This is a genomic window from Bacillus sp. FSL R5-0709 (genome assembly GCF_038004785.1).
In the GTDB taxonomy this organism is placed as follows: domain Bacteria; phylum Bacillota; class Bacilli; order Bacillales; family Bacillaceae_G; genus Bacillus_A; species Bacillus_A mycoides.
This window is the reverse complement of record NZ_JBBORT010000001.1, coordinates 4145853-4161128: the sequence shown is the minus strand read 5'-3', so window position 1 is coordinate 4161128 and position 15276 is coordinate 4145853. Positions and strand designations below refer to the sequence as shown.

The following is a 15276-nucleotide window of genomic DNA, read 5'->3' as shown; positions in this document are numbered from 1 at the left end:
TAGTATTCCTTCAAAGCCGATATATAATTCGTTCAACTAAACTATGTTTTGTATTATAAAACTATATTTAAAAGCTTGTCAACAATAATTTTATTATCTCACTTCTAAATCGACGTTTAAATTAGACTTATTTCCAGCTGCATCGGTTGCTACAATATGAATTGTATTCTTTCCTTGTTGTAATTGACTACGATCGAAATAAATTTCATAGTTTTTCTCCCAAGGATTTAGGTATGCACTTTCCCATGCTCCATTTCCGTTAATTTCATACTGTATCGTTACGGGATGTCCTGGAGCAACCCATCCGGATTCTGCCATCCAATCCAAAAGTATATCATTTACTTTACCTCTAATTACGAGGTTTTCTTGATCTACTTCAGACGATAATTTCGGTGCAGTACGATCGACAAACACAGCTCCTGTCTGTTTCGTTTCTCCACCAGAGTTAGAAGCAACAGCTTCGATTTGGTATAAGCCGTCAGGTAGAGGAGATCCGTCGGTTTTCGTACCATTCCATTTGAAAGATTTATAACCAGGTGTTTCGTTTTTACCTTGATGTATCATGCCTTGATATGTTACACGGTCTTTCGTAATTAAATTAGCGTGAAATGTTACATCCTCCACTGGTGTAACTAAATAGTAATTGATCAGGTTGTCATCTAGTATTCCATCATTATTTGGACTAAAAGTAGAATTAACGATTTCAAGACCATCAATACGTTTGTATTCTTTCGGATCAATGCTAAACGTAAATGGAATACGCATTTCTTCAGTCTTACCTTGCTCTTTCACATATAGATTTCCCGTATATACACCTTGTGGTAAGGAGCTATCTACATTAATAGTAAAAGGCTTTTCGATGTTACTATTAGGTTTCACACTAATAGAAGAAGAGAAAGAAGTCTGGACTTTTGTTTTTGTATCTAGTAATTCAATGCGAGTTGAAAAGTTTTTCTTTTTGTTAGAAAGATTTTGTAATGTAATATTTTGTGTTAACTTCACTTTGCCGCTATTAGGTTTAATAAGACCGAAACTTACATTGTTAGGTTTCACTAATGCATCTGTTTGGGCTGCTTTTGGAATGTTAATTAAACCAGATCCTTGTGCCATGACAGGATATGTATTTTCATTGACATCCTTTAATGTTTTTGCAGTGTTGGCAAGAGCTGCTTTCAATTGTTCTGTCGTCCAATCAGGATGCATTTGACGCAGCAGGGCAACGGCTCCCGCCACTTGTGGCGCAGCCATACTTGTTCCGTTGTGAGATTCATAGCCACCTCTCGGCACTGTACTAGTAATTTGTACTCCAGGTGCAACAATATCAGGCTTTATTAGCCAACTACCTTGTGATGGTCCTCTTGAACTAAAGTTACCAATAAGTTCTGTTTGCTTTGGTTGTCCAATTTTTATATTTTTCTTTCGTTTTGTAATTAAAGTTTTTAACTCTTCGCCATTTGTATTTGATAGTTGCATAACTGGAAGAGCTACATCTTCACGTGCAAAATATTCGGGCATAAGATTAATTTCTTTTTCGTTAGAAATTAGTAGCACGCCAAGAGCGCCAGCTTGTTTCGCTTGTTCTGCTTTTACTAACGTGCTTGAAGTTCCTTGTAAAACAAGGGCGAACTTACCTTTCACATCTTGTTTAGCGTAATCACTTGAATTACCGTAGCCAACATATACAAGCTGAGCATCGTTGCCTACTTGGAAATCTGATTTTGATAACGGTAATCCTTGGTAAGATTTATTGGAACCAGCTACTTGGAATGTTGGAAATGGAATAGAAACAGTAGATGCACCAACAGAGATGACACTACTTGCGTTACCAGGAGCGTCAACAGACCAAGGTTTTGGTCCATCATTTCCATTTGAGACGACTGCAGTAACACCAAGTTTTGCTGCGCGTTCTAACGTCATTGTTACAGGTTGATCAGGTACATTCAAATCTTGACCAAGAGATAGATTTAAAACATCGGCACCATCTTGAATAGCTCGCTCAATACCTTGAATAATATCATCGGTCGTACCGGTACCACCATCATTCATGACACGGTAAGCGAGTATAGAAGCATTCGGAGCAATCCCCTTTATTTTTCCGTTACCCGCAATAATTCCAGCAACATGGGTACCGTGGACATTTCCATCCATCGGATCATTATCTTCATCGACTGTATCATAGCCACCGATATAATTTGCTTGTAAATCAGGATGGGTATAGTCGACACCTGAATCGATAATAGCGACTTTCATCCCTTTCCCATCAAGGGGTATACCAGTTGGATCTTTTAAATTCCAAGCTTCAGGTGCACCAACTGTAGGGCCTCCTACGTTTGGTGTTTCTTGATCTGCTAGGCTTTTTGACGTTTCATGTAATTTATATGTTAAGTTCGGATAAATTGCTTTTACTTCAGGTAAAGAAGCTAGAGCGGCAATTTGATCCCCTGGGATAGAAATAGAAAATCCAGAAAATAACGTACTATACGTTTCTTTTATGGTTGCTTTCGGTGCTTTTTCTTTTATTTTCTTTGTTGTATCCTCTTGTGCTTTTTTTAGTTGTGCATGGTATGATTGCACATTGCTATTTTGTAGGTCCGGAGCATGTTGAATGTTACTTTGTGAAGCGAGTGGAGCATGTTGCAATTCTACAATAACTGAAATTTCTTTTGATGTTTTTGTTTCAACATTTTGCGCGATTTTGTTTTCTCCCCATTGTTCAATATTTGCTTTTAAATGTGGACTAAATTGCTTCTCTTTTTGCAGTGATTCAGCATGGGCGCTTAATGCTCCAAAGCTCGAAAAGACGAGCGCCATACTTAATAGTGTTGATGTAGTTTTCTTCATTGAAACTCCCCCTAATAAAAGTGCTAATTTTCCGAAAATAAATATTGCATTTTTATCGTTAATTATAGGTACGGATGTTGGCTAAACTATCCATTCGACATAATCCCAAAAAATTTCTTGGGAAATTTTTTGGGATTATGTCGAATAGCTAAAATTTGCATATAGTAAGCGGAATATGAGGAATGCTAAAGGGGAAAATGGGGGTGCTACATGAAAAGGTTTATAGTAAGTGGAATCGTGATTTTGTTCCTTTTTTTCTGTTCAAGTTCTATTACTAGCGCAGAAAACAATGGAGTGAAAGTTGCCTTTATTCGTAATCATAATCTATGGATTAAAGTCGGTGAAAAAGAAAAACAAATTACAAAAGGAGAGTACATAACAGGGCCGAAATGGTCACATAATGGAGAATGGCTTGCATATGCAAAAGGAAAGAAGCGAAATCACTTTGAACTGTATCGGCTAAAAGATGGAAAGAAAGTTAGACCATCTCAATCAGAAGCATCGAATTATCAATGGTCACCAACAGAGAATATAATTGCATTTGTATTTGCACGCACATTAAATACATTTGATGCTGAAAAAAAGAAAGCAGATTTTGAAAACGTAGCTAATGGTGTAGGTGACTATGCATGGTATCCTGATGGTAAGAAGTTTCTTGTATCATCAGAAGCGTACTTGCTTCCAACAGGATGGACAGGTGCTCAGTTATATGAAATACAAAAGGATGCAAATATGAATCCTCATAAGATGAAGCATTTATATGCACTACCGAATGAGCATGATGACTTTTTGGCATTAGTTGGAAGTGGATTTAATTGGTCGCCAGATCAAAAATGGATTTCGTTTTTGGCAGTACCAACAGCTTCTTTGTCAGCTGATAGTAATACCCTTTGCTTAATTCGATCAGACGGCAGTCGTTTTGAAACAGTAGATCAAATGTTATTAAACACACAATGGTTCAAATGGGCGCCATCAAAAAATATATTAGCCTATATTGAAGGAAGCGGGAGAGTTGCTTTAGAGAATAAGCATTTAAAAATAAAAGAATTGCCGGCTCTCCAGCAAAATACATTTACTCCAAAAGGCTATGTTGATTGGGATTTCACATGGAAGAACGAGAATGTAATTATCGTTTCAAGGGCAAAGGAAGCAGAGCTATCGGTCCCTCTAGAAAAAAGGCCACTACCATCTTTATATGAAATAAATAGTACAACAGATGAACAACATCAAATTACAAAGCCATCCAATAGCCAAGGCGATTATAACCCTATTTTTAGTAAGAAAAGCAACCAATTAATGTGGCTCCGTTCAAATCGTAAGAAAGCTGATGTATGGCTTGCTCATAACGATGGAAAACATGAAAAGAAATGGATTGAAAATATAGATGTACCAGAGTGGTATTATGAGAAATGGAATTGGGAAGATGTCGTTTCGGTTAAAGACGAGTAAAAAAACCTGCCTGAAATATAATTTCCAGGTAGGTTTTTCAATGTTATTTATGTGTTTTATTTGGCTTTTTTTTCGCAGGGTTTCCGTTCCCTTGGCGCTTTCTATTTTGTTCATCTTTTGCTTGTTTTTCATGTAATGTATCTAAAAAGTCATTTGAGTTACTCATTTTTATATCTCTCCTTTTTTCATTGCGTCCTAGTTACTATAACCATTTAGGAGGATAATCATGAGATAAAAGTTAAGCGCTTAGTTTTCTTCGGTAGTATAAGTAAAATAGTCCATACGTAATGAATAACATAAGTAAAACTTGTAACTCTACATTTTCTTTTAAAATAGTTGCGACAGAAGATGGTAAGTAAGGTGATGTATCGCTCGTTCCTAAACCTAACCATTTGTTTAAGAGGTTAATGATACAAAATATGAAAACACCGGACCAGCTTGCGATAATTGCTTTTTGTTTAATTTTTGTTTCACGCTCATCATCTGTAATCCAAGGATTAGCAGTTTTATCACTATTAAAAAAGCCATTTATGTATCCCCATATGATCATTCCCATAAAGACGATAATCCATTTCATATTTGTAATCCTCCTCTTCTTGTAAAAAATATTTTACATATATAATTGTAATATTTTCCAAATGTTGATGTCAAACACTTTTTACATTCTACTTTTTAAAATAGCAGGAGTAAAGAAAAAAATAGGGAAGAAATATGTGAGAACATTTTCTAGTGAGAGGAAGAGGAGAATGAAACTTATTTTTGTTCGGCATGGCGAAGGTGAACATACGAAAGATTTACCATTAAGTTTACAAGCAGTGAATCCGCCATTGACGGGCGTGGGAAAGAAGCAGGCTGAATTGCTTCAGTGCGATGTACCATTACAAGAAAAGGATATATTAATCGCTAGTCCTACACTTCGAACTTTACAAACTGCGACAATATGGAGTGCGGAAGTTGCTTGTCAAAAAATTGTTCACCCATATATATCCCCGCGAATTTTTCCTTATCGGGAATCCGCCAAAACATTACCGTGCGATCAATTGTTAGATCGAAAGATAATACAAAACTTATTTCCACATTTTTCATTAGAAGAAAGTAGAAATGAATTGTTATGGAATGAGGGAGTCAATATCATCTTGGAGATGGAATTTCAGCAAATAGTAGATGAATTTCTGCACTGGTGCTATCAGTTAAAAGCAGAAAAAATTTGTATCGTTGCACACGATGGAACAATTACAGCGTATAGGCAATATTTACAGAAAGTCGCTTTAACTAGAGCTGATTTTTTGAAAGAAACGGGTATATATGAAATGGACTTATAGGAGAGGAAATTTGTAATGGAAGAGTTAGGAGAAGATGTGTACGACTTAAATGAGCCGAGAGTATACTTTAGCGTAGCGGAAATTAAGTGATATGCAAAATTGCATATTACACATATTGTAAATGATTGGTATAAGTTTTGGGGGGTGAAACTAGTAGAATCCTTTTTATATAGTGGTGTAAAATCATATGTTGGATTGATAGATTATGTAGATGGAAATGTAGCACTTATGTTTACAATACGCCTATTTTACGGGTTTATTAACCATGACAAAACGTTAGAATAAGTTGTTCGAGAAGCGAGATTAACCGATGAGGAGACATGTACATTTGGAGTATATAAACAATATGAAACGGATTTATTCTATATTCGAATGAATGCGTTTCACATTTAACTCACAGTTTTTTTACATTTTCTTCAATGAAAATGATTATCACATGTGGTATGATATGTTCAAGTTTTTACAGGTAATAAAAGTTACTATATAAACGTTAGTATGTAATGTTTTTTATGTATGTCACAAATTATTCACGATTAACGTTTTAAAAGTAAGTAACTAATGTTATTATATTATCTGTAACTGAATTAATTACAACTTTAGGAGGAAGATATGATTATTCAATTTTTAAGAGAAAACAAAGCAGTTTCTTTTGTATTAGCGATAATTCGAGTGTATCTTGGTTACACATGGGTAATGGCTGGAATCGGTAAACTACAAGGGAAAGGCTTCGATGCAACTGGTTATTTACAAGGTGCAATTGAAAAATCTAAAGGAGCACAACCAGCTGTTCAATCTTGGTGGGCATCATTTTTACAAGATTTTGCAATTCCAAACGTTGATTTATTTAATACACTTGTGACGTGGGGAGAAATTTTAGTCGGAATTGGTTTAATTGTAGGCTGTTTAACAAAAACAGCGGTCTTTTTCGGTCTTGTAATGAACTTTTCCTATATGTTTAGTGGGTCAATTGGTGTGAACCCTGAAATGGTTATTTTATCCATGTTCGTTCTTGTTTCTGGTATGAATGCTGGAAAACTTGGAATTGATGGCTTAGTTATTCCAAAAGTACTAGGATCAAAAATTCAAAAACGCCAAAAGCAAGCTGCTTAATATATGAAAACGGGTATCTCAAAAGGAGATACCCGTTTATTTTTCAGCACTTATAGGATTTTTCTCGAAGAAATCTTTTACATACCCTACAAACTCTTGTGGCTCTTGACGAAATGGAGCATGATAACCTTTTTCAATAATATGGAAAGTGCTATTTTTTAAGAATTGATGATAAGTTTCTCCTTCTTTCCAAGAAACGCTACTATCATTTCTTCCCCATATAATTAAAGTTGGTTGCTTGATTTCAGTTGCATTGATTTGAAGACGCCTAGGCCATAATTTCATTTTATTATAATGCTCTTCATCATTACGCTTGAATTTAACTTTGCTCTCATCATAATCTGCAATAGAAGAAACGGCACTTAAATCAGTCGACAACTTTGGTTTTGGTGAACCTTGTTTATTAACGAACGTATGAGGGCCGCCTGTAGCATCAGTTAAAATAAGGTGGGTAACCGCTTCGGGGTATAAATATGTTAAATTAAGAGAAATTTCTCCGCCCATAGAATGTCCCAGTATTGCGAATGAGTTATACCCTAATTTTTTCATTAACTTATAATACAAATTTGCATGAGTTGGGAAAGAATAATAAAAATCCATCGGTTTAGAGGAACGTCCGAATCCTAAAGCATCAACAGAAATAATCGTATGATCTTTTGCTAAATCTGAGTAAACCTTTTGAAAACCATTGGATGATCCTCCAAATCCATGGATCATAAGTAAAGGTGGTTTTTCATCACCAATCTTTTTAAAGTAAATCGTTTGACCATCTATCTCTACCATTTTTTCCTCGGTAGCTAGTTTCGCTGTAATTGTATTTTTAACTTGTTTTACTTGTTCTACTGGCTTTTCTGCTGCACTACATCCTACTAATAGTGTAAGAGTAAGACAACCTACCATAAAATAGCTAAATCGCTTCAATTAGGTGTCCCCTTTCTAACATAACGCTGCATCTATCATAGCAAATAGTATATTACGATTTCCAGGAAGTTGATTACCATTCTTTATCATAAGAGGTGAAAGGAGCGTTTCCTGGAAATTTTCTGTTTGAAGAAATTGACGGAAAATGAATTGTGAGTGCGGAACATCAATGCGTATTGTCCCATTCCACGAGTTGCAAATTATTTCTAATAACTGAATAGCGTCTTTTTCTTTTTTTGAAATAAGTGGAGTGATACATAGTACATCTCCTTTTTGTATGCATAAAGCAAAAGCATCTATTTGATTATCCCGCTCTATTTTAAAGGAGTAAGTTGCTCTCGATAGTAGTGATAAATAAAGCTTAGAACGATCTGCACCAGTCGCAGTTTGATCAAGAAAAATGAGAGATTGAAGATCGGCTTGCTGAATTTGTTTTATGGGAAAAGAATTTGTACTTATATGAGCCGCTTGTTTTTCGAAACGATGAATTGTTGTTATTGATTGAAATCCATAAGATACATATAAGGATTCACCAGCTTTTGTTGCAATGAGTGTAATAGGGAGCGATGGATAAGTTACTTTTAAGCTATTGTTTAACAAAATACGGCCAATTCCTTTTCTTTGAAAATCAGGATGCACGATTAACATACCGATAGAAGAAAATCCAGGGGCAAACGAAAAGACCCCGCCCGCTGCAATAAGTTTATTCTCATGTACATAGCCAAAAATTGTGCCAATGGAAAGGTACATATGGAATTGCTCTTTCATAAAACTCGCATGCTGTAACCACCCAACTGATTCGCAAAGAGAGAGTAAGGCTGGAATGGAAGATTCGTCTAGTTTTACTGTTTTCATAAAGTTCACCATATTTCTATTTAAATTAGAAAAAATAAGAATAATATTAAGAAATGTAAAATAATAGGTTCGTATTAAAAGAAATCCAACATGTTTATATTTATCTTTGTAAAGGGGAGTATGCTTGATATGAAAAGACAAACTTATACAAATTATAACTTAAATTTACATAAGTTAACAAAAAATTTACATATAACTCATTTTCTCTTAACAGTCTTCTATTAAATTTGATAGTGGGAAATGAATAACCTAATTAGGGGGACAAGACAGTGAAAAAGTTTGTAAAAAAAGCATGGCCATTTGCAGTTGTGGCGTCGTTAGCAGTTACTTCGGTAGCAACATGGAATTTTACGCGTTCTAGTGAGGTTAATGCAGATGAGAACGGAAATAATGCAAAAATTAAAAATGTCATTGTATTAATTGGGGACGGTATGGGGCCTTCATATATGACAGCTCATCGTTATATGAAAGATAATCCAAAAACATTTGAGATGGAATCTACAGAATTTGATAAGCATCTTGTAGGAACACAAAAAACATATCCAGAAGATGAACATGAAAATATTACAGACTCTGCATCGGCAGCTACTGCGATGTCAGCAGGTATAAAAACATATAACGCAGCTATTGCAGTAGATAATGATAAAGTTGAAGTGAAAACAGTATTGGAGCAAGCGAAAGAAAAAGGGAAGTCAACGGGACTCGTTGCAACTTCTGAAATTACGCATGCAACACCAGCTGCATTCGGTGCACATGATATTAGTCGTAAAAATATGGACGCAATTGCAAATGATTACTTTGATGAAAAAATTAAAGGTAAGCATAAAATAGATGTTATGCTTGGCGGGGGCGTAAAGAACTTTGTTAGAAAAGACCGCAATCTTACAGAAGAATTTAAGAAGTCTGGTTATAGTTATGTAACAGATCGTAATCAATTATTAAATGATAAAAGCGATCAAGTTCTTGGCTTATTTGCACCAGGTGGTTTAGACAAAATGATTGACCGTACTGACAAAACACCTTCATTAGAAGAGATGACAAATGCAGCGATTGAGCGCTTGAACAAAAATAAAGACGGTTTCTTCTTAATGGTCGAAGGTAGTCAAATTGATTGGGCTGGACATGATAATGATATTGTCGGTGCAATGAGTGAAATGGAAGACTTCGAAAAAGCGTTTAAAGCAGCAATTGAGTTTGCGAAAAAAGATAAGAACACATTAGTTGTTGCAACTGCAGACCATGCTACTGGCGGATTATCTTTAGGTGCGAATGGTGAGTATAACTTTAAAGTAGATCCGATTAAAGCTGCGAAACGTACGCCAGACTTTATGGCAAATGAGATTGTAAAAGGTGCAAATGTAGAAGAAACATTGAAAAAGTATATTGATCTACAATTAACACCAGAAGAAATTAAAGCTGTAAATGATATAGCTCCATCAAAAGATGTAACAAAGATTGATAATGCAATTGAAGATATCTTCAATAAGCGTTCGGTTACAGGTTGGACAACGGGTGGACATACAGGTGAAGATGTGAACGTATATGCATTCGGACCAGGTAAATACTTATTCTCTGGCGTTCAAGAGAATACAAATATAGCTAAACGTGTCTTTGACATCGTTGGCGGCGGCGATCCGAATAAAGGAAGACGCTAATTATAAATGAAAGTGAGGCGAAATGCCTCACTTTTCTTTTTAGGAGATGGAAAGATGAGCGTTTTTTTAGGGAAATTAAGATTCCTTCTAGTATTCGTATTATTGCTAGTTGGATGTCAATCTCAAGAGAATAATATAGAACAAAAATCTGCTGGGAAAACTGAGGAAAAGGTACATATAACGAAAGAAGAAGAGAAATCCATTCAAGATGTTATTGAGGCATTTGTACGGACAACGAATGAAAAAAATCTTGCTGAACATATGGAGTTATTTTCAAAGAAGATGCCTAGTGCTGAAGACTTAAAAACACAAAAGGAAGCGGCATTTCAAAAGGGAAATAAGAAAATAGAGTTAGAACATATGAATATGAAAGCTCTTAAAGGTGGGCTTGTTATTGTTGAAACGGAGGAAAAAGAAGTAGATGGAGGGGTTACTCTTCAGAAGAAAATGCAGTACGCACTTGGAAAAGAAGAAGAAGGGTGGAAGATTGAAGAGGTTCGTACGATAGAGAAGAAATAAAGTGAAACTTTAATCAGTGGGAGTCTTACTGCCCGCAAATAGCGGGATAAAAAGGTTCTCATAGGAGAGAACCTTTTAAAGTGGTAATAAAATTTGATTTGAACATGCTTCAATGTCATCAATATCTTGACGGATTGTTGCCATCTTATTATCGAGGTCTTCAGCTTTCATAGCAGCGTCATGTAGTTCATCTTTCAAATAGTCAGGTATATTTCCTTCATATTTGTAGTAAAGCTTATGTTCTAAACTTGCCCAAAAGTCCATGGCAAGTGTACGTAATTGAATTTCTGCAAAGACATCTTTCGTACCAGAATTTAGTGACAATGGATATTTAATAATCATATGCAAACTTTTATAGCCATTTCCTTTTGGATTAGCAATATAATCTTTTACTTCTACAATTTCCATATCTCCACGATTTTCAATAACTTCTTTTAAATGATAAATATCTTCTACAAAGCAACATGTAATACGGATGCCAATAATATCTTGTAATTGTGTTTGAGCATTTTCAACTGTTGGTGATAAGTTTTTACGCTCAAGCTTCCTAATGATACTTTCGGGTTGTTTAAGTCTTGTTTTTATATGTTCAAACGGGTTGTAGTCTTCTAAAAATTGAGCTTCCCGGTTCATAATTTCAAATTTAGTTTTTAACTCTTCTAAAGCGAATGTATAAGGTAATACAAAAGCTTTCCAGTAGTTAACTGTTGATTGGTTATATTCCATTTATATACACACCTTTTCTTATTTACAAGTGAAGTTGTTATTATACTAAACACCAAATCATGTAGGCGCAAGCAGCAAATGATGAGATCATAAAGCGATATTTAGTTTTCATCTTTTCAACCCCTTTCAAATGAAATTATATATGAATAAACGTCATTGTTAGTAATTTCACTATGTACAATTCCTATAGTAATAGATTCATGTGAAATTCGTATGAACTAATTGTTTCAGCTTTTTGTCTTTTTGCTAATGGTTTTTGGTTTTGTTTGTTATAATTACCTTAAATTGTAATGAAGGAGAGGGTATGATGAATCCAAAAGATAAAGCAAGAAAAGAGAAAGTGGCTCATATTTTTGAAATTCCAGATGAATATAGGCTTGTTGTAGATGATCAAGAAGGAGTGGATGATCCTCATCATTTATTATGGTGGGGGCATAAAGAGGATGAGGAGAAACAGATACAAATTTCATTAAATAGGCATACTGGTAATTTATTTGAATTCAGGATAGATGATGAAAATTATTTTTCGAGTGATAAAGAAGCGATAGAGGAGAATAAGGCAAGAGAGATTGCAAATGTATTTATAAAAAAACATGTGGAAGAAGGATTAGAATTTTATACATATGTGTCAGTTAAGGATGACTGGCGTGGTTGGAAAGAAATAAATTATATGCAGGAAGTGAATGGATATCCATTGCCGAATACAGGATGTGTTGTGCGAATTCATCCTTCAGGTAATGTTGTGCATTTTCATTACAATGGACAAAAAGCTATAGAGAAAAAACCGTTATGGCCAATTGAAATTGTTGAGGAGAACGTCGTTTTAGAAACTTTGAAAGCTAGACAAGATATGAGACTTGTATTTGTGGATTTAACACATTCTTCATGTAAATATGAAAATGGTGAGGAAGTAAAAGGCTATCATCTTGTATATGAACCAGAACCTAGTCATGCGTTTATTGATGCAAGTACAGGTAAAGATTTGTTTGACCCAGATCATTATAAATTGCCTCCAACTGTAGCTGTTGAAAAACCGAAAAAAGGTAGTCAACAAGATGATATATTCGATTTATTTGACTGGGATAAAGAAAGTTTTACAAAAGTGGCTGAGACAGAAAATGAAGATGGAATAAGGATGAAATTTGTTTCGAAAGAGGAATTACAAAAACAGAAAGAAGAAAAGAATCCATATTTAATGAATGAATTCTTTAAAAAGCATTTACCGATGTTAAAATATAATAATTTAGTTGGCATTACGATTGATAAATCAACCAATGAATTAATTGGTTTTATAAAACTGGCAGACGATAAAGAAGTAAAACAAATACTGTCTAGAGAGGAATGTTTACAAAAAGCACTTCAATTTTTAGAACATGTTATTCCAGATGTTACACAATATCTTCGCCTTTGGGATGAACGTGACGAAGATGAAGGGATTGAAAGATTTGTCTTTTCAGTATATGTGAATGAAATTCCGGTAGAGTATAGGGAATTCATGGTCAACATTAATACAGAAAATGGTGCTGTGATGCACTACTCGGGAAAACCTAGCAATATAATAGAAGAGTTACTTGCACATGAAACAGCACCAAAAGTAACAAAAGAAAAAGCGTTAGAAATATATAAAGAGGTCATTCGAGTAAAATTAGAATGGTGTATAGATCATGATGCAGAGGAAATGAAATATAAACTGCTGTATAAACAAACGAGGAGTGAAAATCATAAAGAATCCGTCGATTGTAGTCGGAAAATTCGTTACATAGATGCGCATACTGGAGAGAAAATTTGGAGTGAATATTAGTAAAAGCCAATCGATACGTTTCGATTGGCTTTTACTATGTTTATAGAAAAATTTAATGATTAGCGTTGAGTGATTTAAGAATGCCATTAAGTTAAGAGTTCCATATTTACATCGTACAGACACAAACAACCTCATGCCCACATACACATAGTAAAGAACACTATTTTGGCGGAGGTGAAAGGTTTGAGTCTATTCGCCGCAATTGGATATATGGTTCGAGAAGTGTTTGTATTTGTTTCTTATGTGAAGAACAATGCGTTCCCGCAGCCGTTATCATCAGATGATGAGAGAAAGTACTTAGAGTTAATGGAGCAAGGTGATGCTCAAGCGAGAAATCTTTTAATTGAACATAATTTACGGCTTGTAGCTCATATTGTTAAGAAATTCGAAAACACTGGTGAAGATGCAGAAGATTTAATTTCAATTGGTACCATTGGGCTTATTAAAGCGATTGAAAGCTATTCAGCAGGGAAAGGAACTAAGCTTGCAACATATGCAGCACGCTGTATCGAAAATGAAATTTTGATGCATTTACGTGTGCTAAAGAAAACGAAAAAAGACGTTTCACTTCATGATCCGATTGGGCAAGATAAAGAGGGTAATGAAATATCACTTATTGATATATTAAAATCAGAATCTGAAGATGTAATTGATATGATTCAGCTTAGTATGGAGTTAGAAAAAATTAAAGAGTATATCGATATTTTGGACGAACGAGAGAAAGAAGTAATTGTGAAGCGTTTTGGACTTGGGCTTGATAAAGAGAAAACACAGAGGGAGATTGCGAAGGCACTCGGTATTTCAAGAAGCTACGTATCGCGAATTGAAAAGCGTGCTTTAATGAAAATGTTCCATGAATTTGTGCGGGCTGAGAAAGAGAAAAAAGCAAAAGAATAATGTGTATTGTAAGCAGCTACAATTTAAAAGTGGCTGCTTTTCTTTCGGGAAAACGGAAAGAAAACGAGCTGTTCTAAGAAGAAATACATGTTCACTGTTGAAAATGGCGGGTTCTATCTGTAATATTAGAAGGTGCTAAACAATTTAAGAATAAAAATTATACTTAGTTTTTCTTCGTGTATAACGAGACGGCTCCATTCTATATGTGGGAATAAGAACCAATTTTACATATGATATAGAGAGAAAAGAAGGGGAAACTAAAGTTATAGGCTGATTAGGAGGTTTCGTAATTTGCGACGGACATTATATCGACTTATGATCGAACTTACAAATGGTCGTTTTACTTCTTATATATTACGTAAATTTGCACAATCTCGTTTGAGCTCTATCATTATTCCATCGTATGTGAAAGTTTTTCAAATTAATCAAGATGAGATGGAAAAGGGTTTGAAGGAATATGGAACATTGCATGATTTATTTACACGTAGGCTAAAAGAAGGAAAGCGTAGTATTGATACTGATGCATCGAGTATCGTTAGTCCTGTTGATGGTGTTTTTGCTGATCAAGGTCCTATTGAGGATACAAAAACATTCGATATAAAAGGAAAGCGTTATTCAATTGTGGATATGCTAGGTAATGAAGAGCGTGCAAAGCGATATGCAGGCGGTACATATATGGTGATTTATTTGAGTCCAAGTCATTATCATCGCATTCATAGCCCGCTTTCTGGCTCTGTGACTGAAAGATTTGTACTCGGTAGAAAATCATATCCGGTAAATGCAGCGGGTATGGAGTATGGGAAAGAACCATTGTCAAAAAATTATCGCTCTGTTACAGAAGTAAATAGTGACGGCGAACATATGGCACTTGTAAAAGTAGGTGCTATGTTTGTTAATAGTATCGAGCTCCTTCATGAAAGAAGTACTGTTCAAAAAGGTGAAGAGATGGCATACTTTACATTTGGCTCAACAGTTGTTTTATTATTTGAAAAAGATATGATTAAAGCAGTGCAGGAATTGACAAGTGGGCAAGAGCTGCGTCTTGGTGAAAAAATTGCAACCCGAGTATCTCATAAGTAAAGAAAAGGTTTTATAATATACTTATGAAGCTCTAATTAAGAAATGTGGACAAAGATGCTTAATGAAGAAATCCCCTAGATGGGAGTACTTGTTTATTCGA

At 34.9% G+C, this 15276-nt stretch carries 14 protein-coding genes, 1 pseudogene and 1 other annotated feature (1 of these 16 cut by a window edge); of the genes and pseudogenes, 9 read left to right on the top strand and 6 right to left on the bottom strand.

What is annotated here, in order from left to right; translation table 11 throughout:
* Nucleotides 1-23 (bottom strand) — a binding site (T-box leader) (it extends 206 nt beyond the left edge of the window).
* 70 nt (nucleotides 24-93) lie between these two features.
* Nucleotides 94-2841, bottom strand: coding sequence for a S8 family peptidase (locus MKX37_RS21305; RefSeq protein WP_078422007.1), 2748 nt, complete (start codon nucleotides 2839-2841; stop codon nucleotides 94-96).
* A gap of 210 nt (nucleotides 2842-3051) precedes the next feature.
* Between MKX37_RS21305 and MKX37_RS21300 the strand changes: the two genes are divergently transcribed.
* Nucleotides 3052-4290, top strand: coding sequence for a TolB family protein (locus tag MKX37_RS21300; protein WP_050000296.1), 1239 nt, complete (start codon nucleotides 3052-3054; stop codon nucleotides 4288-4290).
* Between the two features lie 43 nt (nucleotides 4291-4333).
* On the opposite strand, the gene MKX37_RS21295 is transcribed toward MKX37_RS21300, so the two are convergent.
* Both MKX37_RS21295 and MKX37_RS21290 read right to left on the bottom strand, forming a co-directional pair.
* Nucleotides 4334-4456 carry a DUF4023 domain-containing protein gene (locus MKX37_RS21295; RefSeq protein ID WP_000071861.1) on the bottom strand — a complete coding sequence of 41 codons (123 nt, stop codon included), beginning with the start codon at nucleotides 4454-4456 and terminating at the stop codon, nucleotides 4334-4336.
* 72 nt (nucleotides 4457-4528) lie between these two features.
* Entirely contained in the window at nucleotides 4529-4867 is a 339-nt protein-coding gene (locus tag MKX37_RS21290) for a hypothetical protein (RefSeq protein ID WP_002167648.1), read from the bottom strand.
* A gap of 169 nt (nucleotides 4868-5036) precedes the next feature.
* Between MKX37_RS21290 and MKX37_RS21285 the strand changes: the two genes are divergently transcribed.
* The 3 genes and pseudogenes from MKX37_RS21285 to MKX37_RS21275 all read left to right on the top strand — a co-directional run bounded on the left by MKX37_RS21285 (nucleotide 5037) and on the right by MKX37_RS21275 (nucleotide 6722).
* The gene (locus MKX37_RS21285) at nucleotides 5037-5612 is read left to right on the top strand and encodes a histidine phosphatase family protein (RefSeq protein WP_002129176.1); all 576 of its coding nucleotides are present in this window, start codon (nucleotides 5037-5039) and stop codon (nucleotides 5610-5612) included.
* Nucleotides 5613-5897: pseudogene (locus MKX37_RS21280) on the top strand (delta-aminolevulinic acid dehydratase); the annotation flags it as partial.
* Nucleotides 5898-6221: 324 nt separating this feature from the next.
* Entirely contained in the window at nucleotides 6222-6722 is a 501-nt protein-coding gene (locus MKX37_RS21275) for a DoxX family protein (protein WP_002015237.1), read from the top strand.
* A gap of 36 nt (nucleotides 6723-6758) precedes the next feature.
* Here MKX37_RS21275 and MKX37_RS21270 read toward each other — a convergent pair whose 3' ends face one another.
* Complete coding sequence (locus MKX37_RS21270; protein ID WP_050000297.1) at nucleotides 6759-7643, bottom strand: alpha/beta fold hydrolase; 885 nt, start codon at nucleotides 7641-7643, stop codon at nucleotides 6759-6761.
* Between the two features lie 15 nt (nucleotides 7644-7658).
* Nucleotides 7659-8498, bottom strand: coding sequence for a GNAT family N-acetyltransferase (locus MKX37_RS21265; RefSeq protein ID WP_002129172.1), 840 nt, complete (start codon nucleotides 8496-8498; stop codon nucleotides 7659-7661).
* Nucleotides 8499-8767: 269 nt separating this feature from the next.
* Between MKX37_RS21265 and MKX37_RS21260 the strand changes: the two genes are divergently transcribed.
* Both MKX37_RS21260 and MKX37_RS21255 read left to right on the top strand, forming a co-directional pair.
* A complete protein-coding gene (locus tag MKX37_RS21260) occupies nucleotides 8768-10153 on the top strand; it encodes an alkaline phosphatase (RefSeq protein ID WP_078422006.1) in 1386 nt (461 codons plus the stop codon).
* Between the two features lie 54 nt (nucleotides 10154-10207).
* Nucleotides 10208-10672, top strand: coding sequence for a hypothetical protein (locus MKX37_RS21255; protein ID WP_002129170.1), 465 nt, complete (start codon nucleotides 10208-10210; stop codon nucleotides 10670-10672).
* A gap of 75 nt (nucleotides 10673-10747) precedes the next feature.
* Here the strand turns inward: MKX37_RS21255 and MKX37_RS21250 are convergent, their stop codons facing one another.
* Nucleotides 10748-11398 (bottom strand): GTP pyrophosphokinase, encoded by a 651-nt coding sequence (locus MKX37_RS21250; protein ID WP_002015229.1) that lies wholly within the window; start codon nucleotides 11396-11398, stop codon nucleotides 10748-10750.
* 304 nt (nucleotides 11399-11702) lie between these two features.
* Between MKX37_RS21250 and MKX37_RS21245 the strand changes: the two genes are divergently transcribed.
* The 3 genes from MKX37_RS21245 (at nucleotide 11703) to MKX37_RS21235 (ending at nucleotide 15176) form a co-directional block, all read left to right on the top strand.
* A complete protein-coding gene (locus MKX37_RS21245) occupies nucleotides 11703-13199 on the top strand; it encodes a YcdB/YcdC domain-containing protein (protein WP_078422005.1) in 1497 nt (498 codons plus the stop codon).
* A 183-nt stretch (nucleotides 13200-13382) separates the two neighbouring features.
* Nucleotides 13383-14096: an RNA polymerase sporulation sigma factor SigK gene (gene sigK / locus MKX37_RS21240; RefSeq protein ID WP_000051382.1), complete on the top strand. Its 714-nt coding sequence runs from the start codon at nucleotides 13383-13385 to the stop codon at nucleotides 14094-14096.
* Between the two features lie 291 nt (nucleotides 14097-14387).
* Nucleotides 14388-15176, top strand: coding sequence for a phosphatidylserine decarboxylase (locus tag MKX37_RS21235; RefSeq protein ID WP_002129166.1), 789 nt, complete (start codon nucleotides 14388-14390; stop codon nucleotides 15174-15176).
* Nucleotides 15177-15276 lie beyond the last annotated feature (100 nt).

Coding starts and splice junctions, on each gene's coding strand:
- MKX37_RS21290 (WP_002167648.1), bottom strand. CDS start 4,867: ATGAAATGGATTATCGTCTTTATGGGAATGATCATATGGGGATACATA.
- MKX37_RS21255 (WP_002129170.1), top strand. CDS start 10,208: ATGAGCGTTTTTTTAGGGAAATTAAGATTCCTTCTAGTATTCGTATTA.
- MKX37_RS21285 (WP_002129176.1), top strand. CDS start 5,037: ATGAAACTTATTTTTGTTCGGCATGGCGAAGGTGAACATACGAAAGAT.
- MKX37_RS21300 (WP_050000296.1), top strand. CDS start 3,052: ATGAAAAGGTTTATAGTAAGTGGAATCGTGATTTTGTTCCTTTTTTTC.
- MKX37_RS21265 (WP_002129172.1), bottom strand. CDS start 8,498: ATGAAAACAGTAAAACTAGACGAATCTTCCATTCCAGCCTTACTCTCT.
- MKX37_RS21305 (WP_078422007.1), bottom strand. CDS start 2,841: ATGAAGAAAACTACATCAACACTATTAAGTATGGCGCTCGTCTTTTCG.
- MKX37_RS21295 (WP_000071861.1), bottom strand. CDS start 4,456: ATGAGTAACTCAAATGACTTTTTAGATACATTACATGAAAAACAAGCA.
- MKX37_RS21275 (WP_002015237.1), top strand. CDS start 6,222: ATGATTATTCAATTTTTAAGAGAAAACAAAGCAGTTTCTTTTGTATTA.
- MKX37_RS21245 (WP_078422005.1), top strand. CDS start 11,703: ATGATGAATCCAAAAGATAAAGCAAGAAAAGAGAAAGTGGCTCATATT.
- MKX37_RS21250 (WP_002015229.1), bottom strand. CDS start 11,398: ATGGAATATAACCAATCAACAGTTAACTACTGGAAAGCTTTTGTATTA.